General features: G+C 45.0%; 24 protein-coding genes. 6 read left to right on the top strand and 18 right to left on the bottom strand.

The genetic code is table 11. From position 1 onward, the window contains the following. Positions 1-254: 254 nt before the first annotated feature. Positions 255-1,484: a pyrophosphate--fructose-6-phosphate 1-phosphotransferase gene (locus AC1YY3_RS07025; RefSeq protein ID WP_481824767.1), complete on the top strand. Its 1,230-nt coding sequence runs from the start codon at positions 255-257 to the stop codon at positions 1,482-1,484. 184 nt (positions 1,485-1,668) lie between these two features. Here AC1YY3_RS07025 and ilvC read toward each other — a convergent pair whose 3' ends face one another. The 11 genes from ilvC to AC1YY3_RS06970 form a co-directional block, all read right to left on the bottom strand. Further along, on the bottom strand, positions 1,669-2,685 hold the full coding sequence (ilvC, locus tag AC1YY3_RS07020; RefSeq protein WP_481824768.1) for a ketol-acid reductoisomerase: 1,017 nt from the start codon (positions 2,683-2,685) through the stop codon (positions 1,669-1,671). A gap of 139 nt (positions 2,686-2,824) precedes the next feature. Continuing rightward, positions 2,825-3,316: an acetolactate synthase small subunit gene (ilvN, locus tag AC1YY3_RS07015; protein ID WP_481824769.1), complete on the bottom strand. Its 492-nt coding sequence runs from the start codon at positions 3,314-3,316 to the stop codon at positions 2,825-2,827. After that, positions 3,316-5,055: an acetolactate synthase 3 large subunit gene (locus tag AC1YY3_RS07010; RefSeq protein WP_481824788.1), complete on the bottom strand. Its 1,740-nt coding sequence runs from the start codon at positions 5,053-5,055 to the stop codon at positions 3,316-3,318. Before AC1YY3_RS07010 ends, ilvN begins: the two co-directional genes overlap by 1 nt. 363 nt (positions 5,056-5,418) lie before the next feature. Then, a complete protein-coding gene (gene moeA / locus AC1YY3_RS07005; RefSeq protein ID WP_481824770.1) occupies positions 5,419-6,678 on the bottom strand; it encodes a molybdopterin molybdotransferase MoeA in 1,260 nt (419 codons plus the stop codon). Next, positions 6,675-7,463, bottom strand: coding sequence for a sulfur oxidation c-type cytochrome SoxA (gene soxA, locus AC1YY3_RS07000; RefSeq protein ID WP_481824771.1), 789 nt, complete (start codon positions 7,461-7,463; stop codon positions 6,675-6,677). The genes moeA and soxA overlap by 4 nt, the downstream gene beginning before the upstream one ends. Before the next feature lie 124 nt (positions 7,464-7,587). Beyond that, positions 7,588-7,899 carry a thiosulfate oxidation carrier complex protein SoxZ gene (soxZ, locus tag AC1YY3_RS06995; protein ID WP_481824772.1) on the bottom strand — a complete coding sequence of 104 codons (312 nt, stop codon included), beginning with the start codon at positions 7,897-7,899 and terminating at the stop codon, positions 7,588-7,590. Between the two features lies 1 nt (position 7,900). Next, positions 7,901-8,359 (bottom strand): thiosulfate oxidation carrier protein SoxY, encoded by a 459-nt coding sequence (gene soxY, locus AC1YY3_RS06990; protein WP_481824773.1) that lies wholly within the window; start codon positions 8,357-8,359, stop codon positions 7,901-7,903. A 28-nt stretch (positions 8,360-8,387) separates the two neighbouring features. Then, positions 8,388-8,750, bottom strand: a complete 363-nt coding sequence (soxX, locus tag AC1YY3_RS06985) for a sulfur oxidation c-type cytochrome SoxX (protein WP_481824774.1) — start codon at positions 8,748-8,750, stop codon at positions 8,388-8,390. Between the two features lie 9 nt (positions 8,751-8,759). After that, the gene (gene thiE / locus AC1YY3_RS06980; RefSeq protein ID WP_481824775.1) at positions 8,760-9,395 is read right to left on the bottom strand and encodes a thiamine phosphate synthase; all 636 of its coding nucleotides are present in this window, start codon (positions 9,393-9,395) and stop codon (positions 8,760-8,762) included. Next, complete coding sequence (gene thiD, locus AC1YY3_RS06975) at positions 9,392-10,180, bottom strand: bifunctional hydroxymethylpyrimidine kinase/phosphomethylpyrimidine kinase (protein ID WP_481824776.1); 789 nt, start codon at positions 10,178-10,180, stop codon at positions 9,392-9,394. Before thiD ends, thiE begins: the two co-directional genes overlap by 4 nt. A gap of 58 nt (positions 10,181-10,238) precedes the next feature. After that, the gene (locus AC1YY3_RS06970; RefSeq protein WP_481824777.1) at positions 10,239-12,005 is read right to left on the bottom strand and encodes a multicopper oxidase domain-containing protein; all 1,767 of its coding nucleotides are present in this window, start codon (positions 12,003-12,005) and stop codon (positions 10,239-10,241) included. Positions 12,006-12,636: 631 nt separating this feature from the next. Here AC1YY3_RS06970 and AC1YY3_RS06965 point away from each other — a divergent pair. Then, the gene (locus AC1YY3_RS06965) at positions 12,637-12,837 is read left to right on the top strand and encodes a hypothetical protein (protein ID WP_481824778.1); all 201 of its coding nucleotides are present in this window, start codon (positions 12,637-12,639) and stop codon (positions 12,835-12,837) included. A 113-nt stretch (positions 12,838-12,950) separates the two neighbouring features. Here AC1YY3_RS06965 and lpxD read toward each other — a convergent pair whose 3' ends face one another. From lpxD to moaC, 3 genes are read right to left on the bottom strand one after another with little or no spacing between them, the layout of a single operon-like run. Then, a complete protein-coding gene (lpxD, locus tag AC1YY3_RS06960) occupies positions 12,951-13,991 on the bottom strand; it encodes a UDP-3-O-(3-hydroxymyristoyl)glucosamine N-acyltransferase (RefSeq protein ID WP_481824779.1) in 1,041 nt (346 codons plus the stop codon). Positions 13,992-14,047: 56 nt separating this feature from the next. After that, entirely contained in the window at positions 14,048-14,743 is a 696-nt protein-coding gene (locus AC1YY3_RS06955; protein WP_482194384.1) for an ABC transporter permease, read from the bottom strand. Beyond that, positions 14,743-15,219 (bottom strand): cyclic pyranopterin monophosphate synthase MoaC, encoded by a 477-nt coding sequence (moaC, locus tag AC1YY3_RS06950; RefSeq protein ID WP_481824781.1) that lies wholly within the window; start codon positions 15,217-15,219, stop codon positions 14,743-14,745. Before moaC ends, AC1YY3_RS06955 begins: the two co-directional genes overlap by 1 nt. A 77-nt stretch (positions 15,220-15,296) precedes the next feature. On the opposite strand from moaC, the gene moaD reads away from it, so the two are divergent. The 4 genes from moaD to AC1YY3_RS06930 are packed head-to-tail and all read left to right on the top strand — an operon-like array spanning position 15,297 to position 17,032. Continuing rightward, positions 15,297-15,530 carry a molybdopterin converting factor subunit 1 gene (gene moaD / locus AC1YY3_RS06945; protein ID WP_481824782.1) on the top strand — a complete coding sequence of 78 codons (234 nt, stop codon included), beginning with the start codon at positions 15,297-15,299 and terminating at the stop codon, positions 15,528-15,530. A gap of 1 nt (position 15,531) precedes the next feature. Next, the gene (locus tag AC1YY3_RS06940) at positions 15,532-15,981 is read left to right on the top strand and encodes a molybdenum cofactor biosynthesis protein MoaE (RefSeq protein ID WP_481824783.1); all 450 of its coding nucleotides are present in this window, start codon (positions 15,532-15,534) and stop codon (positions 15,979-15,981) included. Continuing rightward, entirely contained in the window at positions 15,978-16,205 is a 228-nt protein-coding gene (locus AC1YY3_RS06935) for a hypothetical protein (RefSeq protein WP_481824784.1), read from the top strand. Before AC1YY3_RS06940 ends, AC1YY3_RS06935 begins: the two co-directional genes overlap by 4 nt. After that, the gene (locus AC1YY3_RS06930; RefSeq protein WP_481824785.1) at positions 16,190-17,032 is read left to right on the top strand and encodes a DUF2797 domain-containing protein; all 843 of its coding nucleotides are present in this window, start codon (positions 16,190-16,192) and stop codon (positions 17,030-17,032) included. The genes AC1YY3_RS06935 and AC1YY3_RS06930 overlap by 16 nt, the downstream gene beginning before the upstream one ends. A 317-nt stretch (positions 17,033-17,349) precedes the next feature. On the opposite strand, the gene AC1YY3_RS06925 is transcribed toward AC1YY3_RS06930, so the two are convergent. The 4 genes from AC1YY3_RS06925 to AC1YY3_RS06910 all read right to left on the bottom strand — a co-directional run. Then, the gene (locus AC1YY3_RS06925; protein ID WP_481824786.1) at positions 17,350-17,643 is read right to left on the bottom strand and encodes a hypothetical protein; all 294 of its coding nucleotides are present in this window, start codon (positions 17,641-17,643) and stop codon (positions 17,350-17,352) included. 24 nt (positions 17,644-17,667) lie between these two features. Further along, positions 17,668-18,678, bottom strand: a complete 1,011-nt coding sequence (locus AC1YY3_RS06920; RefSeq protein WP_482194389.1) for a TonB-dependent receptor — start codon at positions 18,676-18,678, stop codon at positions 17,668-17,670. Further along, on the bottom strand, positions 18,671-19,507 hold the full coding sequence (locus AC1YY3_RS06915; protein WP_482194383.1) for a tetratricopeptide repeat protein: 837 nt from the start codon (positions 19,505-19,507) through the stop codon (positions 18,671-18,673). The genes AC1YY3_RS06920 and AC1YY3_RS06915 overlap by 8 nt, the downstream gene beginning before the upstream one ends. A gap of 20 nt (positions 19,508-19,527) precedes the next feature. Then, a partial coding sequence (locus AC1YY3_RS06910) for a tetratricopeptide repeat protein (protein WP_482194382.1) occupies positions 19,528-20,187 on the bottom strand: 660 nt, incomplete at its 5' end.

The following is a 20,187-nucleotide window of genomic DNA, read 5'->3' as shown; positions in this document are numbered from 1 at the left end:
CTATGCTTGTTTTTAATCTGAAAAAATTAGGGTCAAATTATACAACGTGCGGGTGTTTCACACCCAAGTTTAATAACCGCTTGTTACAAGCTTATTAATCACGGCATTTCGCAGTAAAAATAACCGAACAAATGAAAAGATTCAATTTCAACTATGGTAAAATTCGCGCACCAAAGCGTGGCGAAAACCACATCTGATAAAGAACATTCGCTGCCAAGACTTAAAATTTAACTTAAAACACACGAAGAACACTCATGAATAAACCAAAAAAAGTCGCAATACTTACAGCGGGTGGTTTAGCCCCGTGCCTTAACTCAGCTATTGGTAGCCTTATCGAGCGTTACAGCGAAATCGACCCGTCGATTGAGATCATCTGCTACCGCAGTGGCTATAAGGGCTTATTACTGGGCGATTACTATAAAGTCACGCCAGACGTGCGCGAAAAAGCAGGCTTGTTACATAAATTCGGCGGCTCAATTATCGGCAACAGCCGCGTCAAACTCACTAACGTAAAAGACTGTGTTAAACGTGGACTTGTGAAAGAAGGCCAAGACCCACAAAAAGTTGCCGCTGACCAATTAGTTAAAGATGGCGTGGACATCCTGCACACCATCGGCGGTGACGACACCAACACCGCTGCCGCCGATCTCGCCGCGTTCCTTGCTAACAACAACTACGGTTTGACCGTCATTGGCCTACCCAAAACTGTCGATAACGATGTCTTCCCCATCAAGCAATCGCTAGGCGCTTGGACGGCTGCGGAGCAAGGCGCACGTTATTTCATGAATGTGGTGGCGGAAAACAACGCCAATCCGCGCATGTTGATCGTCCATGAAGTCATGGGACGTAGCTGTGGCTGGCTGACGGCAGCGACCGCACAAGAATACCGTAAACTACTAGACCGCGCCGAATGGCTACCAGAATTGGGGCTGAATCGTGCCACTTATGAAGTCCACGGCGTATTTATACCGGAAATGGCGATAGACCTGGCAGCAGAGGCCAAACGCTTACGTGCCGTCATGGATAAGGTTGATTGCGTGAACATTTTTGTTTCCGAAGGTGCAGGTGTTGAATCTATCGTCGCGGAAATGCAAGCCAAAGGCCAAGAAGTCCCCCGCGATGCGTTTGGACACGTCAAACTGGATGCCGTCAATCCCGGCAAATGGTTTGGTGAGCAATTTGCCGAAATGCTAGGCGCGGAAAAGACCTTGATCCAAAAATCCGGTTATTTCGCACGGGCTGCCGCTTCCAATGTTGAGGACATCCGCCTCATCAAGTCTTGTGCCGACCTTGCCGTCGAGTGCGCTTTCCGCCGCGAATCAGGCGTTATCGGTCATGATGAAGATCGTGGCAGTGTATTGCGAGCAATTGAGTTTCCGCGTATTAAAGGCGGTAAACCGTTTGATATTAATGCACCTTGGTTTAACCAAACTTTGGCTGAAATTGGGCAAACCAAGGGTTCAAGGGTAGCAGTCGGGCATTAAGCAAATGCGCGTGGGGCAACTGTGGCTTCGTTTACGAACTGCCTAACGACGAATCCATATCTGATAAGCCAGGTAGGATGCCGATTCGTACTACCTGACTGAATTTAAACGAACTAAAAACTTCAAGGCATAAAAAAGCCCGTCATAAACGGGCTTTTTATTTCCAATAAAAATAATTTCTTACTTAGTTCTTGGCCTTATCAACTATCTGATTAGCTTTAATCCACGGCATCATACTCCGTAGTTCCGCGCCGATGACTTCAATAGGATGCTCGGCATTCAATCGACGTTGGGCGGTCATTTCGGGGTAGTTGCTCATGCCTTCCATGATGAAGCGTTTTGCGTAGTTACCATTTTGGATATTTGCCAACGCTTCCTTCATCGCCAAACGACTTTCTGCGTTGATGACCTTGGGGCCGGTGACGTATTCGCCGTATTCTGCGTTATTGGAGATGGAGTAGTTCATATTGGCGATACCGCCTTCATACATGAGATCGACAATCAGTTTCAATTCATGTAAGCATTCAAAATACGCCATTTCAGGTGGGTATCCAGCTTCCACCAGGGTTTCAAATCCGGCTTTGATGAGTTCGACTGCACCGCCGCATAAGACCGCTTGTTCGCCGAACAAGTCGGTTTCTGCTTCATCACGGAATGTGGTTTCGATAATGCCTGAACGTCCGCCGCCGATAGCCGAAGCGTAAGACAAACAAGTCGCTTTGGCTGTGCCGGAAACGTCTTTATGGATGGCGATAAGGTCAGGAACGCCGCCACCGCGCACGAATTCAGAACGCACAGTGTGACCTGGTGCTTTGGGAGCGATCATGATGACATCCAAATCAGCGCGTGGCACAACTTGGTTGAACAGGATAGAGAAGCCATGTGCAAATGCCAAGGCCGCACCTTGTTTGATGTTCGGCAAGATCTCGTTTTTATACAACTGGGATTGGAATTCGTCCGGTGTAAGGATCATGACAATATCTGCGCCAGCAACTGCTTCCGGCACGTCTTTGACGGTTAAGCCATGCGCCTCAGCCTTGGCAATCGATGGCGAACCTTTACGCAACCCGACGACGACTTCAACACCGGATTCTTTCAGGTTAAGGGCATGGGCATGGCCTTGTGAGCCATAGCCAATAATAGCGACTTTCTTGGAGCGGATAACCGAAAGGTCGGCATCTTTGTCGTAATAAACTTGCATGTATTTTCCTGTGTATTTAAAAATTAATTAAATTCCTTAATATAAATCTCCCCCTATGAAAAAGGGGGACTGAGGGGGGATTTGTTTTAAAAAATCTCCCCTAAACCCCTCTTTGCAAAAGAGGGGAAAATTTCATAGCCTATAAGTGCAATCCCTTCTCGCCCCTGCTTATACCCGTCGCGCCGGAACGGACGACTTCAATAATACTGTCGGCATCAAGGGCGGCGATAAAAGCATCCAGTTTTTCGGATGGCCCGGTCACTTCAATAACGTAAGTTTCAGGCGTAAAATCTAATATCCTGCCACGAAAAACATCCGCCATGCTTTTCACTTCAGCTCGTGTTTTCTCAGTGGTTTTGACCTTAATCATCATCAGTTCACGTTCGATATGGGCAGATTCAGCCAAATCAATTAGTTTAACCACATCAATCAACTTATTGAGTTGTTTGGTAATTTGCTCAATGACATCATCACTGCCCCTGGTCACCAAGGTCATTCGTGACAGGCTGGCATCTTCGGTGGGTGCGACTGTCAACGATTCGATATTGTAACCACGCGCTGAAAACAATCCTGCCACGCGTGACAACGCGCCGGATTCGTTCTCCATTAATATTGAAATGATATGTCTCATTATGCCAATTCCCTATCCGTAGTCGTCCCTGTTGCAGCAATCCGCAATTTCATATCGTGATGGCCTTTGCCATTTTCTATCATAGGGTATACGTTTTCGGTCTGGTCCGTAATGATGTCCAGGAACACTGTCCTATCTTTCATGGCAAACGCTTCTTCTAATGCTGGCCTAACTTGTTCTGGCTTGTCGATACGCATCCCGACATGACCATAAGCCTCGGCGAGTTTAACAAAGTCGGGCAACGTATCCAGGTAAGAATGCGAATAGCGGCTTTCATAAGAAAATTCCTGCCACTGGCGCACCATGCCCATAAAACGGTTATTCAAGTTAACAATCTTGATTGGCGTTTTATATTGTAACGCCGTGGACAATTCCTGGATGCACATCTGGATACTGGCTTCACCCGTGACACAAGCCACATCGGCATCGGGATGCGCCAACTTAACGCCAATAGCGGCTGGCATACCAAAACCCATCGTGCCTAAACCACCGGAGTTGATCCAACGGCGCGGCTTGTCGAACTTATAATACTGCGCCGCCCACATCTGATGCTGGCCTACGTCTGAGGTAACATAAGCATCGCCTTTGGTCACTTCATACAATTGCTCGATGACGAATTGCGGTTTAATCAGTGGGCTTTTACGATCATATTCAAGGCAATCAATGGCTTGCCAGTCCTTGATCTGTTTCCACCAAGTTTCCAACGCTTTTTTATTGGGCGTTTTTTTGCTTTCTTTGATGAGATCAATCATCTGCTCCAGCACTGGCTTGACTTCGCCGACGATGGGAATGTCGACCTTAACGGTTTTGGAAATGGAAGCCGGATCAACATCAATATGAATAATTTTGGCATAAGGGCAAAACATGTCCAGCTTGCCAGTAACCCTGTCGTCAAACCGTGCACCGATAGCGATAATCACATCGCTCTCGTGCATACCCATATTGGCTTCGTACGTACCGTGCATACCCAACATGCCGATAAACTGCTTGTCGGTTGCAGGGTATGCGCCCAAGCCCATCAGGGTATTGGTGACGGGATAACCCAACAACTGGCTGAATTCCGTCAGTTCCTTGCTGGCTTCGCCGATGACCACACCGCCGCCGGAATAAATCATCGGACGCTCGGCAGTCAGCAGCAAGTCTACCGCTTTCTTGATCTGGCCTTTATGTCCCGCAACCGCAGGGTTATAGGAGCGAATACTGACCTTCTTAGGATATTTGTACGGCACTTTAATGCGCGGGTCGGTAATATCCTTGGGAATATCGACGACCACGGGGCCAGGACGACCCGTCGTGGCAACATAAAACGCTTTCTTGATGGTTTCCGCAATCAGGTTAACATCTTTAACCAGGAAGTTATGCTTCACGCACGGACGGCTAATGCCAATCATATCGACTTCCTGGAACGCATCACTACCGATAACGGGCGATGGTACTTGTCCAGAAATGACCACCATCGGGATGGAATCCATGTAAGCGGTGGCGATGCCCGTGACCGCATTGGTTGCGCCGGGACCGGAGGTGACCAGCACCACGCCGGGTAAGCCAGTCGCGCGGGCGTAGCCGTCCGCCGCATGGGTAGCGCCTTGCTCGTGGCGCACCAGGATGTGCTTGACATCATCCTGCCTGAACAGCGCATCGTATATATGCAACACCGCCCCGCCGGGGTAACCGAAAATATACTCTACACCTTCGTCTTTAAGACTTCGGATCAGTATTTCTGCACCGCTTAACTCCACGCTCACCTCAATATCAATAACGACTTCTCAGCTTCGAGAAGATAATTTGACCAGCTAAATGTGTCGGAATTACTCGACTTAGGTGAAATCAGGATAAATCCGTTTTTTCCTGATTCATTAGCGGGTATGTAACTCGATATTGTACAAGTTTCTGCACGTAATTGGTATGATGACCCGTTTATTTTTGAGATTTACTTGGTTTAATTGTCTTCGTTATCAACAAGTGAAAAACACAAAGTGTGGGATGTGTTCGTGAATAAGGCACATAAATCGAAACCATGCAAACGATGCGCTTACCTTCGTTCAGCACATACGCCTAGCGCATATTACGGGTTGCAAACATATCATTTCATACTCACCTGCTTACATCAAACCCGAAAATGGTTGGACTTTGACCCATTCGCCTGTTTTGATGACAGTCTGGTCGTGGTCGAGAATGATAAAGGCATTCGCAAGGCTCATCGAGCGGAGGATGCCGGAACCTTGTTTCCCCGTCGTCTTAACAGTCCACATTCCATCAGCATTTTGTTGAATGATGCCGCGCTGTATTTCAGTGCGTCCTGGTTTTTTGCGTAAGTCTTCGGTAGTTTGCGCTAAAAAAATAGGTGCAATTGGCTTGTTTTTGATACCTAGCATTTTCTCCAGAGTGGGCAACACGAACTGGTAAAAAGTCACCATTACAGCAACCGGATTACCAGGTAAGCCGAAGAAAATGCAGTTATTGATTTTACCAAACGCCAAAGGCCGTCCGGGTTTTATGGCAATTTTCCAGAACCGGATTTCACCAGTCGATTGTAACGCGGCTTTGGTGTAATCTGCTCCCCCTACCGACACGCCACCTGTAGAAATGATGACATCGGCGTACTGACTGGCTTCTTGGAAGGTTTTTGTTAATTCTTCCAGATTATCTTTATGGATACCCAAGTTGATGATTTCAATATCGGGTCGATCCAACAGGGTCAGCAAGAGATAGCGGTTGCTGTCATAGATTGCTCCAGATGTTAGTGCTTGACCTATGCTGTGGATCTCATTGCCAGTTGAAACAATCGCCACTTTGAGCTTTCGGTTTACGTTGACTTCAGCAATCCCCAACGAAGCCATCAAGCCAATATCGGCGGGAGTCAAAAACCTGCCGAGCTGTAAGATTGTTTCGCCAAGTTGAATATCTTCCCCAGCTTTGCGGATGTTTTGACCGAATTTGTGGCGATCGTCAATAACAATAGCGGCATCATGTGTTTCTGCATGTTCTTGCATTACGACGGCATCGACATTATCGGGGATTATTGCGCCGGTCATTATGCGTATGCACTGACCTGATTTTAGGATGTTTGTAAACGGCTCGCCCGCGTACGCTTCCCCTACAACTTCAAGTTTGGTTGTGCCATCTTGCGATAAGTCGGCACAACAAATAGCATAACCGTCAACTGCTGAGTTGGTGTGTGTCGGCACATTAAAGGGCGCGGTGATGGCTTCTGCTAGGGTGCGTTTGTTAGCGTTTTCTATGGCAATTCTTTCGTAACCGCTGGCTTTTTGGGCATCGGCTAGAATCAGGGATAGCGCTTCATTTACGGAGATCAGCCCGGTCTCGTCAATATCGGTACAGCTGGGTTTTGTATTAATCATTTACGTGTGCTTGGCCCAGATATGGGGATGCCATTGCCCATATAACTCAAAAAATATTCCAGATTGCGAAATTCAATGCTTTGTTCTGGTAAAGGTTCGGCTTTTATCTGCGTCAAGCATTCGGCAAAACGACGGTGTAAGCTGCCCATTTCACCCCACTTAAGACGATATGTCGGCCAGTTATTGGTATGCCCTAATGATGCGCTGAGGATTTCAGAACGTAATTTTTTACCTGCATTTTGCACATGACAGGTGGCGCAGGAAAAATTCAACTGCCCGTGGCGTTGATAGTAAAAGGCTTTGCCTTGTTCATAAGCAGCTAAGGCGCGTGGGTCGTTTTTGGGGATAACAATGTCGATGGGTTTGCCGCGTGAGGTAAATGCCAGATAGGCCAAAAGGCTAACCATATCGCTTTTTTCGTAAGACAATGTTGATTCATGTTGGCTGGATCGGCAGTCGTTAATCGTTTTGACTAAGGTGACAACTTCACCTTGGGCTTTGCTCCATTTTGGGTATTTGTTGGCTTTGATTAAGCTCTCTGGAAAACAGTCAGCATAATGTTTGCCGTTTGCGAACGGTTTGTTGAAAAGGCTTTTTCCTTGTTCGATGGCTGCTTCGTAAGGAGGAAATTCTTCGATAGCTAACCAGGATTGTCGGGCAATATCATCTATTGCGTAAACCCCGTTGGCGTAGTCCATAAGTTTTAGTTCGGGGAAGCGTTGCTGATAGTGCTTTCTGAACGCTATTTGGTCTTGCTCAGGCGTTGCATATAAAGGTAATGCCATTAAATAACTAATAATGATTAATAACAGTTTGTCAAACAAAGCAATTTTTATAATTAACCGACTATGTTTTAGGCGATTGGAAAGCACTTGAAAAACAATCATCACAAAATCTGATAAGGCCGTATTAAATAATCGTATGCTGTTCAGAATCTTTGTTCCCCAAATTATCAATCCAGTTGATGACGATCACATCTCCCGATTTGCCGCCTTTTAGCAAAAATGCAAAGTAAGGGTCTTTAGAAATGCCTGCGCCAATATTGCAAGTGGCGATGGTTTTACCATTATGGGTGACGGTCAGTACTTGAATGTAATGGGCAGGAATCAATTTGTTAGTCGTCTTGTCCTTGTTCCTGCCATGCTCCATTGGATGTGAAATCAAGGTGCGGATTTGGGTGTTGCCATCCAGCCGTTTGGTGCGTATTTTTATACTCGACATGTTAACCCCCGCAGCCGCCGATGGTGACTTTGACCTTTTTCTTGATGCTATAGCAGACTTTTTCACCTTCAGCGATGGCGAACACAAAGGAAGAACTGGCGATTTTTAACCGCGCTGACAGTAAAGATTCAAGTTCAGGCATTAACATAGCCTGGATTGCTAACGGTACGGGGTTTTGTTCGACAACGATGGCAATGTTTTTAATATCTTTAAGGCTGCTGGTCACAGTAACAGGCACTAATGCACCATTTTCCGCAATTTCAGGAATATTTAAGTCGATTTTATCGGTTTCAATAATAGGTTTGCCTTTAAGCAATTGCTTCATAGTTGCATCAAATGAGCTGGGGACAAAGTCTGCTGCTAGCCATTCTGCGTTTGCTAACGACGTTTCCAATAATGTTAACCCTGCCGCACTGTACACCAGTGATGTTTTTAGAAATTTTCTACGATTAACTTTCATAGCAATTCTTCCCCTGTTTCTCGAAAGGTTATTTTAAACCCCACAGATAGTCAACGACTTGGTCAATTTCGTCTTCGCTGATAATTTTGTGCTTCCCAAACGGTGGCATACTGGTTTCTGGGTTGAACTGGGTAGCATCCCAGATTTGTTCGCGCAGTTGTTGTTTATTCTTGAATCGGGTGGGTAAGTTTTTCAGTGTAGGACCAATATTGCCAGGAAACTCACCGTTTTCGATTTCATGACAAGCCAGACAATTACCTTTTTCGCGGCTAAAAGCGATTTGTTTGCCTGGGTTGAAGATTGATTTTGTTGTCTGTATCTGTGTCTGTGTCTGTGTAGATGTGGCACAGGATAGTAGCAGTAAAAAGGTAAAGCTGATGATGATTTTCATCGATATTGCTTAGTCTTTAAACAAGCATTGATAAGACAACGCCGCTGATTTCGGTTCGTGGTCAAACACACCTCCGATAACGGCCAATAAATCAGCACCTGCCGCCAGCAATTGACCGCCATTTTCCGGCAAGATGCCACCTATGGCAACAATGGGAAGATGAATTGCGGTTTTTGCTTGGCGTAAGGTATCCCGGTCTGCGGGTGCAGCTAAGGGTTTAGATGATGAAGGAAAGAATCGACCAAAAGCGACGTAAGTAGCTCCCAGTGCTTGTGCCGTCATTGCTCGGTCTACAGAGTTGTAGCAGGACACGCCAACGATAGCTGCATTCCCTAAGTGTTTCCTGGCTTCAATGATTTCGCCATCGTCTTTGCCAAGATGTACTCCATCGGCATTTGAGATGAGCGCAAGTCCTATATCATCATTAATGATAAGCGGCACGTCGTGTTGATGGCAAATTTTTACTAGCTCACGGGCAATATAAGCTGCATCTACTGGGTTTTTATCCCGATACTGGATGACACAAGCCCCTCCCTGAATGACAGCAGCCACGACTTCAAAAAGGGCATCGGTTGAGTTTGGTTTGTTTGAGTCTCTCTGGGTTTGGGTTATGGCGTAAAGACCACGGGCTGGAAACGGCTTCATACATCATCTACCCAATAAAAACGGTTTGGATTGTACTGACCTTTGCCCGTTTGGTAGGCGGCGTTTAAAGAATTCCAGGTGAATTCTTGAGCTTCGGAAATGGCTTGTACGGCATCCAAACCTTGCGCCAGTAAAGCCGCTATGCTGGCGGCGAGTGTGCAGCCGGAGCCGTGATAACTGTAAGGTAGGCGATTCCAGGAGTAGGTTTCTATTGCTTGTCCCGCATGGAATAGTCGGTTGCTGACTTCCGGTGTGGATTCATGGGAGCCGGTAATTAATACATACTTACAACCTTTTCCCAGTAGTTTCAACCCGCATTCGGTAAGATCATCTAACCCAGTTAGCCTACGGGCTTCTTCGCTATTGGGCGTTAATACGGTTGTATAAGGTAATAATAAGTCCTTGATTGCTTTGATTAGGTCTTCATTCGATAAGTCTGTGCCGCCGCCAGCAGCAAGTACTGGGTCGAAAACGACTGGAATATGTGGGTTTTGCTTGAGTATTGTGTGTACTGCCAAAACGGTTTCTGGATGACCGAGCAAACCAATCTTGATAACTTTGACGGGGATGTCCGCCATCAGAGTCGTTGCTTGGCTGATAATATTATCGGGATTTTGAGGAATAAGCTTTTTTACATTCTCAGTATCTTGCTCTGTTAACGTCGTTATGACACTGACAGCATGACACCGATGGCTAACAATTGTTTCGATGTCTGCCTGGACACCTGCACCGCCGCTGGGGTCGTGACCTGAAAAAGACAGGACGGCAGGGCGGTTTTGAATCATCCTGGTTATTTTGCGGACATCACTTCATCGAATACCAAAAAAGCAGGCAGCCTTCACCTTAACTGCTTTTTTTAGGCATTAAGGAGACCACTTTTTCGAACAACAATTTGGCTATCGCTAAAATCGATTGCCGTTTCATAATCAGCAAGTAACAGCCTAAACCGAGTAATAAGCCGTAAAAAAACTTAACCGTCGGGGTATCTGGTTGAGTAACCATTGCACTACCTGCCGAAGGTACGACTGCTGGTTTTTGTACAGCTACTTTGGAAGGCTCAAATTCGGCATTCAAGTCGGGGAGTCCCAAACTACGGAAAGCATCGTAATCTTGCCAGATGGGATATTTGCTCTTCCAGAAATTTTTGGTGAAATACGGTGTAAGGCTCATGCCGTGCGAAGCCGGAATGCCTTTATCATCAAGAAAGCCTTTGTAAACCACTAAGCTGATGTCACCACCTTCTCCGATACCATTGGTTGTGAACGCTTTTTCGACGTGGTCATGAAACATCCAGATGCCTTGACCAAAGCTATGCAAGCCATCGTCAACGCCGCTAAGTTCCAAGTCCATGCGTTGTGCCGGCACCATACCGTGAACATCACGAGTGATATAAGAGCTTGGGCCATTATCGACACCATCATAATGGGTGATTGTGGGTTTATGCCCGTGAATGTGCATAGCTAACGATTCGGTATGCCCATTTAAAACCCGCAGTTTGACTTTTTCATCTTTTACCATGTGGATCAGCGATTCACGTAAGGTATAAGGAAAAGATCGACCATTGAGCATGAAGTAATCATCCGTTGCATCGGTGATGTCATATTCGGTGTTCATGTGTTTGGCAATTAAGCGCGGATCATTGGCTGATCGTGCGACCACTTCATGCAATTCTTTGTCTACCGATTGATAATGTAAGTCATATTCCCTGGCGTATTTTTCTAAGACCGCTACCGAAGGGTGGCGTACTTGTCCTGCACCGACGTTAAAAGTTTGTACCCAATTGTTCGGGCGATTTTCTTCCACGACAAAAATGCCTTGCAAGCCCATAGGAATATGGACATGCGGTTGGACGTGGCAGTGGTAATACATCGTGCCAGCCTGACGGGGTTTAATCACGTAAGTCTTGGTTTCACCAGGCATGGTGTCCATGTTGCTGGTTTGTCCAACGCCATCGTTACCCATGCCGCTGTGATCCATAAACGGATGGTCGATGCCGTGCAGGTGGATAGAGTGAGGTAAATAGTGGGTGTTTTCCAAGACTATCCAAACGACATCATCTTGTTCAACACGAATAACGGGCGATGGCGCACGTAACAAGGGATTGGCGACGGGTTCGTACAGGCTACGGGTGGACATATCGCGCGTCTTTGGGGTAAATACCCAAAAGGTAGGTTGTATGCCGGGTGCAATATCGAAAGTTGTGATCGGTTCTTTAACGTCAGGGGAATGCCCATTGATTTCGACAACTTCCAGTTTGATGACGATTTTGTCGGGGTCACCATCTTTGTCTACGTCGTCAGACATGGTGATGGCATCCGATGCCAACTGGGTTGCCATCAATGTTTCCATAGAAATATTGTTGGTGCCTTTGACAAAAGCGGCAATATCTTCTGGCGCATCAGGGTCGCACAACAGTGATTCTTGAATTTGTACCCCATCAATAACCTGGGCTTTACGGGCTTCTGGAGAAATAAAGTTGGAACAGACGGCCTCAACAGGCCCTGTGTCAACCTTGGCCGACGGGGGCAAATCGGTAGCCGCAACGCTTACTGAGTGGACAAGTAGCAGGAGAACAATACCCCATAAGGTGTGGGGAAGCTTTTGTTGCATAGGTTTGCCTCGGAAAATCATTCTATTTAAGCCTGGTAATGCCCGAAAGGGACAGCGACAAATTATTTCTAGGCTATTTTATCCGAATATCAATAATATGAAAGTGTAGACTTGCTAAATGTAAGAACTCGCTTACTTGGGATTGCGATGATTTTGAACGAATACAACAATAGTTGACCGCGAAACAGGTTTTTGAACAGGTCACTGTGTGCACAAAAAAGCCAGGGTTTATTTGCTGACTCAACCTTTTGAGTGAACTTTAATGTTTTTCTGAAAAAACAGATTGTTACTTTAATAACAAATAGTTGTTTAATCTTCAGAGAGTGGCAATGCGAAGATTTTACGGTGCATATTAGGTAGCGGAACTACTCGTGAATCTAATTTACACAGGCTGTACATTTCATAAAGTTAGTTATTCAGGAAACAAGTAAGTGAATGCCACGAGGAGCGATTAGAAAAAAAATTCATTTCTGATCGGTTTTTTTGTATATAGCTTTGACACAACCCCTTGTCTCGTGTTAAAAATTACACCGTTGAAAATACTTCGACAACCTACTCACAGAATTTGTTGAGTTGCTCCCTCGTAAGAGGGGGGGATAAAAAAATATTAATAACTATAGAGGATTTTAAAATGGCTGAAGCACAAGAAAAAGATAACACCTGGGTATGGGTTGGTTTCGCAATCGCTTGTATCATTCTGTTGGTTGTAATGCTGAAGAAAGATGAAACTAAGCATTTGTCAAGTGGTGCTGTTGCCGCTAGTAACGCTGAAGTTGATGCTAAATTAGCACAAAAACATACATTGAAAGGCGCGAACGATACCGCTAAGTAAAGCTTTGTGTTTTAATGTTGCCCTTTAGGGTTAACCTATAGGGCAACATATTTAAATTTAGACCACCTGATTTTTCTCTCCAAGCTACATCTCTCTAATCCTCTTCACGTAACCTAGCTTTTATTTTGAAGCTGTCGGATTTCTTCTTCTAACGCTTTTACCCGTTTAATCAAATCCGGTAATTTGCTGATGGCAATTTGTTCTTTGTAGGCAGTTTTCTTGTCTTTTGCAGGACTCCCAAAGTATTGAGATCCCGCAGGTACGTCCCCTGCCACACCTGATCTTGCCATCACCACTGCACCTTGCCCTATAGTGACATGGTCGGCGATGCCAGAACTGCCTGCCAAAATCGCATAATCTTCAATAGTACAAGAACCTGAAACGCCAGTTAGACCGCACATGATGACGTGCTTGCCGACTTTATTGTTATGGCCGATTTGCACCAGATTATCTATTTTGCTGCCCATCCCAATAACAGTACTACCCAAAGCACCTCGGTCGATACAGGTATTGGCACCTACTTCAACATTATCTTCAATCACCACATTGCCCACTTGAGGCACTTTGTAGTGGGCATTATTTCTGAACTTATAGCCGAAGCCATCGGCACCGATTATTGCCCCAGAATGGATAGTCACATTGTTGCCGATAACGGTATCATCGTAAATTACGGCGTAAGGATGAATCCGGCAGTTTTGCCCTATGCTGACGTTGTTGCCAATGTAAGCACCCGCCAAAATTGCCGTGTTATCGCCGATGGTGGTGTGTTCACCTACGATTGCGTAAGAGCCGATAAACAACCCGTCACCTAATTTTACAGAGCTGTCGATAACGGCAAGATCAGCAATCTGATTTTGATATACTTTAGCCGGATGCAATAGTTCAACTGCTTTGATAAAGCACATTTCAGGATCGGCACAGATAAGTAAAGCGGTGTTTTCTGGAATGCCATCAACATGAAAACCTTCAGCAATAAAGCAAGCTGTAGCGGTCGAATCTTTGATATGTCTAGCATATTTGGCATTAGTCAACTGAGTAACTTGACCTTGATGAGCGCAAGTTATATCCGCCGCAGAATGGATGCTAGCCGACGGATCACCACCTTCAATTCGGGCATTGCAAAGGTCGGCGAGTTCTTTTAATGTAATTGGCATGTAGGTCTCTGATGTAATTTTTGTTCGTTGTCGAGCATTATCAAGTGTAGTTCGATTTAGTTTTCGGGTTTGTTTTTCAGCAAGTGAAATAATAAATTGACCGCCAATGCAATTAGCAACAGCAGAATGCCTAATGCTAAACCTAATTCAAAATAGCCTTTACCCGTTTCCATTGCAATAGCGGTTGTCATGGTGCGGGTAATGCCTTGAATATTGCCACCTAGCATCATTGCCGCGCCGACTTCGCCGATGGCGCGTCCGAACCCAGTAATGATCCCCGCACTGATGACGTAACGTAATTCGCTCAAGGTTAAAGCGATTTGTTGATGGGTTTTAGCACCCAAAATTTTTAGGGTAGTCAACATTCGCTTATCGGCAGAATCGACTGCCAGTAAAGTCATGTTCATGATAATGGGTAGAATCAGACAAGCTTCACCCAGGATAACAGCATCTTCGGTATAAAGTAGACCAAACTCTCCCAACAGCCCCTTTCGACTTAGCAACCCATAAAATATCAGACCGATCATCACGGTAGGCATTGCCATTAAGGTGTTGAGCGTGTGCCTGACCAGCGTTTTGCCGATAAAATCCTTTAACCCTACCCAAATTCCCAATAACACGCCCAGTAAACCTGAAAAAGCAGTGGCTATTAATGCGATTTTCAATGAAGTCCAAACTATTTCGTAAACATTCGGGTCGAATTTTAAAATAAGCTGAATGGCTACCGAAAGGGAATCCGAAAAATAAGCCATCACTCACTTAACCAATGACCGGATTTACCGCCTTCTTTTTCCAATAGCCGGACGGATTGAATCACCATACCGCGATCCATGCCCTTACACATATCGTAAATAGTCAGCAAAGCGATTTGGGTGGCGATCAACGCTTCCATTTCTACGCCTGTCTGCCCAGTGGTTTTGACCGTAGCTTGGCAGCGTACACGATTGTTATTAATTTCTGGAGTCAGATCAATTTCGACATGAGTGATGAAAATAGGATGACACAGCGGGATCAGTTCTGCTGTTTTCTTACAGGCCATAATGCCAGCAATACGCGCTATGGCAAAGACATCGCCTTTTTTGTGTCCCATTTCTGTAATCAGTTTCAAGGTTTCTGGCTGCATCGCAATATAACCTTCAGTGATTGCGATACGCTGAGTAACTGATTTCTCGCTAATATCGACGATATGGGCTTCACCCGCCTGATTAAAATGTGGTGTGTTGGTCATTTGTGAGTAGAATTTCCTTTTACAGCCGTTTAAGGCATCATAGTTTATGTGTTTATTGTGTGACCACGAGAATCTCCATGTCAATTAAAGTCCGTTATTTTGCAAGTTTGGGTGAACAAGTGGGTCGTTCTGAAAGTGAGTTGACGTTTTCGCAAGCCATGACGGTGCGAGACGTTTGGCAGCTCGATACCATAGAAAAATCCATTCCCGATAATGTTCTGGTAGCAATCAATATGGAATATGCCGATCTTGATATTCAAGTTCAAGATGGTGATGAAGTAGCCTTTTTCCCGCCCGTAACTGGAGGCTAAGGTGAAGGTAAAAATTTGTTCAGCAGCATTCAATCCCTGGCAAGAAATACAAGCTTATCAAGCGACATTGGCAACCTCAGCTAAATTCGGCGCGACCAGCATTTTCATAGGTACCATGCGGGATTATAACGAAGGTGACGCTGTTCAAAGCATGACCTTAGATTACTACCCCGGCATGACCGAAAAACAACTGGAGAAAATCCTTACCGATGCCGAGCAATGCTGGCAAATCATTGATGCTTACATCGTCCACCGTGTGGGAGAAATTAACCCAGACGACACCATTGTTTTAGTCGTCGTATGGTCGTCACATCGTGGTGATGCGTTCGATGCAAGTCGGTTTATCATGGAAGCCTTGAAATCGACCGCGCCGTTTTGGAAAAAAGAACTGTTGGAATCAGGTCAAACCCGTTGGGTGGAAAAGAATACCGATGGTTACCAAAAAATGTGAATCAATCCTTCCTATGGATTAAAGCAGCAGGCTTAAGGTTAACTCTGATTAAGTCCTTCGACAAGCTCACCACGAACGGTAAGGTGTTGATTCCGTTCGTGGTGAGCTTGCACCATTGGCACTTCTTCGGTCGTCGAACCATGAGCGGAATCAACTTGTTCAGAGATTCCCTAGAAGCAGTTACTACCAACCCACATAGAGAACCCGAATGCAAGGACATTTAAGAAAAATGCGCGTCAAACTGGACAAGCCAGTGCAATATGAATTGCTATTAAGCGATCAGGCTATGCCGCTGAATCCCGTAATCGGCAAGCCTATCAAGCTGACTTACACTGGCAAGATTTTTTGTGTGCATTGTGGGCGGGCGACGAAAAAAAGTTTTAACCAAGGCTATTGTTACCCGTGCTTTATCTCGCTCGCCCAGTGCGATATGTGCATCATGAAACCGGAGACCTGCCATTACGCCGCCGGAACCTGCCGCGAACCCGCTTGGGGTGAGTCCTTCTGTATGCAAACCCATTATGTTTATTTGGCGAATTCCAGCGGCATCAAAGTCGGCATTACCCGCGAGAACCAGATCCCAACCCGCTGGATAGACCAAGGCGCGGTGCAGGCTTTGCCCATTTTTAAAGTGAAATCTCGTTATATTTCCGGCTTGGTTGAAGTCGCAATCGCCAAGCACATCAGCGACAAAACCAGTTGGCAACAAATGCTCAAGAATAATGTCGAGCAAATCGACTTGGCCGCGAAACGCGATGAGTTGATGTCTATCTGCAAAACCGAATTGGCCGACATCACTCAATGCTTTGGTTCACAGGCTATTGAATGGCTGACCGATGAGAAAGCAGTCGAACTTCATTACCCCGTCATCCGTTATCCTGATAAGGTCAAATCCTTCAATTTAGATACCAACCCTATTGTTTCGGGTATCCTTGAAGGTATCAAAGGTCAGTATTTGTTGCTCAATACTGGCGTGATTAATCTGCGTAAATATTCTGGATATGAGCTTGATTTTTCTGAGTCTGATAAGGTTGATGAATTGTTGCAATGAGTAGCTTAATGGTATGGACTCCTCGCCTTCCCAACGGCATCGCGATGTGCCAAAGTGGGAGGGTAAAACCACCACTTAACAGAAGGCGAGGAATCCGAGATGAATACTACGACAATTGGTCTGGACATTGCAAAAAACATATTTCAGGTATACTTCTCAGCCGAACGGGGCATGTTGCCCCGTTCGTAGGGTTTAAGCGCGGTTCAAAACGAACCATCAGCAAAACGTGAGTGAGTTCAAAAACGATACCATCGGCAAAACGTAAGAACGGGGTAACATACCCCGCCACGCGGGACACCCGTCCCCGACCAGCATAATCATCTGCATATATGGTAACACTTTCCGCCTATTACAAGATTAAAACAACGACTCCCTTCATATCCTACGATAGTAGCATTTTCTATACTCGTAATCGCTGTAGTATTTATTTTATTACTTAACGATGTTGGTTCCTTTGGCGTAAAATCTAATGAACTTGGACTCATTGGTGTAAGATTTCCGGAAGAATCGAGTGCCAATATAAATACTAATTCATCTTTAACCAAACCCTCAATTGATTTGACCACATCGTCAGTCAATTTTAAATCATTTATATCATTACAAACTTGCATTTTCTTACTCCTTATTGGCATTATTTAGAAATTCAAAGAAATGCGTACAAACAACAAACGCTCAGGTATCAAATCCGTTGAACGCACTTCATTCATTATGAAGCTACGATCTCGGTATTTGAATTTTTTATCAAGCAAATTTTTGCCTTCAAGACTTATCATGCCATACTGCTTGGGAAGACGGTAACCAACAGATGCATCAAATAAGAAAAAATCACTGTTGACATTTTCTGAGCTAGATTCTGAAGTTTTTTTAGCTATTTGGTGAACAAATTGTCCGCCTATGTCGAAAAAAAATCCGCTAGCATCGTAAAATCGTACATTTAATGGGATATATGCTGTTTCTAAAGATTTTACATTGTCTACAGCTGGGCCTTTAAATTTTTCAAACCGTAATTCCGAACTAATAACCCAATTATCGTAAGGTAACCAATTGATATAAAATCTATAAAGCTCTTCTTTCCTCTTAAAAATGCTCGACTGATTATCAACTATAAATTGCGTTTTCAAATCCCTCACATATGCTTCAGCTCCACCAAAAATATTATTAGTTGGATTCACGTCTAGACCCAATCCGTATTGGGTAGTGCGAGTTCCATTAAAGTCATCAAAAAACTGATTAAATCCAGCAATCTGACTTGGTTGTAGGGTCTGGTTATTTATTATTGGTGCTCTTACGGATTGAAACCCAGCCATCCGTAAGTTAATAAATTTAAAGACCTGCCACTGTAATCCAAATTTTGGACTCAATTGGCTGATATTAAGCCTACTGGTTGTTGCGCTATCATTGTAATCATCGTAAGCTAACCCGACAGTAGTTTTTAAATTTTCTAACGGATTAATATGGGTATAAATATAACCAAAACTTTGATCAAGCTGTGAATCACCGCCTCCAGGCAAATTAACTCCGTTAATACCTATCTGATTGAATACCTCCGTTTTATAAATACCACCACCTAATTGCATATTGAGCCTACTCGAATGAAAAATATACTGAGATTCAAATTGATAATTTTTTGAGTTATCATTAGCAATGAGTATTAAGGACAGGTAAAGGCTGAGTGGCTATAGCTTCTTTTCTATCGGCATACATAAAAGAAAATAAAAAATCCGAATGCTGTTCCGGGGAATATTTACCTCCAAAGCGGTAGGTATCCTGCAGTAAATTTCTTCGGTAAGTGTTATCAAAGTTACTGACACTCCCCTTCATTTGAATATCGCCTTGTTCCGTTTCCCGATGCCGGTATTCAGCCTGTAGACTCAGTTGCGGTGAAACCTCATATTGGGTGAAAACATTGTACAAATTATGTTTTAGATCAGCATTAGACCGAAAACCATCGGTTTGATAATGCATTTGCCCTAAACTATACGCGAACTTATCATGAATGCCCGATACTGCTACCTCGTCGGCACGGGTATCATTTGAGCCATATAAACCTGTTGTCGTCAAACGATGTTGATTGCCTTCAAACAAACGGCTGTATTCATTAAAAGCAGTATCTGCAAAACCAGCACTTTTGGGTATGTTTAAGTCCGTATAAGCCAGTTGAGGCTGAATAGGATTGTAATTTAGTGGTTGTAATAATTGTGATTGCAGTACTTCACTAGCTCGAGACACTTCCTGACGTGGGCGGTAAAGATAACTATCTGCCAACAAGCGATGAGCGGAATGATTACTGGGATCAGTTGCCAAAGATGTTGTAGCTTTTTGACGCGCCACATCATCAAAGCCTAAATTTTTATAGATTCGTCCTAAACTCGCACTCCGAACTGCTTTATCTTCGTCCAACAACAACCTAGACCGATAAACCCCCCTGTTATCATTCAACTCAATCGCCTTTTGCATATCATGCAGGGCTTCCACGGGGCGGTTGGTGGTTTGTTTTAGGATGGCATCGTAGAAGTAAGGGGTGGGGTCTTGGGATCCATGTCTTTGGCGATTTCAAACTCTTTGCCGGCGTAGTCTTTGTTTCTGAGTTCGTAATAGGCTTTGCCGAGGTAACTTCTGATGACGGCGTTGTTGGGGTCGAGGTTGACGGCGGTTTCCAACTCGCTTTTGCCTGCTTCTAAGTCGCCTTGCCTGATTTTGGCGAGACCTAAGCCTAATCTTGCTAATGGGTCGGATGAATCGAGGGTTAAGGCTTGTTCAAAGGCTCGTTTTGCTTGTGCTATGTCGGTTTGGGCAAGGTCTGCAAAGCCTAGGATGGTTTGGGTGCGGGCGATCTTGGGGTTGAGTGTTTGGGCTTGTTGAGCGGATTTCAATGCGGCTTCGTGGTCGCCTTGGGATAGCTGTAGTTCAGATAATCTTGCCCATGCCAGGGCATTTTCGGGTGCTAGGCGGGTGGCAGCTTGGGTGGCTGTTAGGGCTGGTTCGAGTTTGAACAGTGCTTGATAGGCGTAGGATTGGGCTATTTTGGCAATGGCTGATTGTGGGTTGGCAGCAACGGCTTTGCTTGCCAGTTCCAATGCGGCTTGCTGGCGGTTTTTGGCGACGGCGATGATGGCTTGCAGGGCGAATGCATTGCTGTTGTTGGGTTCAAGCTG

The organism is Methyloglobulus sp., from assembly GCF_964779595.1.
Note: the sequence above shows the minus strand (reverse complement) of the source record. Positions and strands in the feature narration are given on the sequence as shown.

Bases quoted from the DNA above. Each gene is read 5' to 3' on its own strand.
- soxZ (WP_481824772.1), bottom strand. From the start codon at position 7,899: ATGTCGAGTATAAAAATACGCACCAAACGGCTGGATGGCAACACCCAA.
- ilvC (WP_481824768.1), bottom strand. From the start codon at position 2,685: ATGCAAGTTTATTACGACAAAGATGCCGACCTTTCGGTTATCCGCTCC.
- moeA (WP_481824770.1), bottom strand. From the start codon at position 6,678: ATGATTAATACAAAACCCAGCTGTACCGATATTGACGAGACCGGGCTG.
- AC1YY3_RS07025 (WP_481824767.1), top strand. From the start codon at position 255: ATGAATAAACCAAAAAAAGTCGCAATACTTACAGCGGGTGGTTTAGCC.
- lpxD (WP_481824779.1), bottom strand. From the start codon at position 13,991: ATGCCAATTACATTAAAAGAACTCGCCGACCTTTGCAATGCCCGAATT.
- moaD (WP_481824782.1), top strand. From the start codon at position 15,297: ATGTCAATTAAAGTCCGTTATTTTGCAAGTTTGGGTGAACAAGTGGGT.
- AC1YY3_RS06930 (WP_481824785.1), top strand. From the start codon at position 16,190: ATGCAAGGACATTTAAGAAAAATGCGCGTCAAACTGGACAAGCCAGTG.
- thiD (WP_481824776.1), bottom strand. From the start codon at position 10,180: ATGATTCAAAACCGCCCTGCCGTCCTGTCTTTTTCAGGTCACGACCCC.
- AC1YY3_RS06955 (WP_482194384.1), bottom strand. From the start codon at position 14,743: ATGGCTTATTTTTCGGATTCCCTTTCGGTAGCCATTCAGCTTATTTTA.
- moaC (WP_481824781.1), bottom strand. From the start codon at position 15,219: ATGACCAACACACCACATTTTAATCAGGCGGGTGAAGCCCATATCGTC.
- soxA (WP_481824771.1), bottom strand. From the start codon at position 7,463: ATGGCATTACCTTTATATGCAACGCCTGAGCAAGACCAAATAGCGTTC.
- thiE (WP_481824775.1), bottom strand. From the start codon at position 9,395: ATGAAGCCGTTTCCAGCCCGTGGTCTTTACGCCATAACCCAAACCCAG.
- AC1YY3_RS06970 (WP_481824777.1), bottom strand. From the start codon at position 12,005: ATGCAACAAAAGCTTCCCCACACCTTATGGGGTATTGTTCTCCTGCTA.
- soxY (WP_481824773.1), bottom strand. From the start codon at position 8,359: ATGAAAGTTAATCGTAGAAAATTTCTAAAAACATCACTGGTGTACAGT.
- AC1YY3_RS06925 (WP_481824786.1), bottom strand. From the start codon at position 17,643: ATGCAAGTTTGTAATGATATAAATGATTTAAAATTGACTGACGATGTG.
- soxX (WP_481824774.1), bottom strand. From the start codon at position 8,750: ATGAAAATCATCATCAGCTTTACCTTTTTACTGCTACTATCCTGTGCC.
- ilvN (WP_481824769.1), bottom strand. From the start codon at position 3,316: ATGAGACATATCATTTCAATATTAATGGAGAACGAATCCGGCGCGTTG.
- AC1YY3_RS06965 (WP_481824778.1), top strand. From the start codon at position 12,637: ATGGCTGAAGCACAAGAAAAAGATAACACCTGGGTATGGGTTGGTTTC.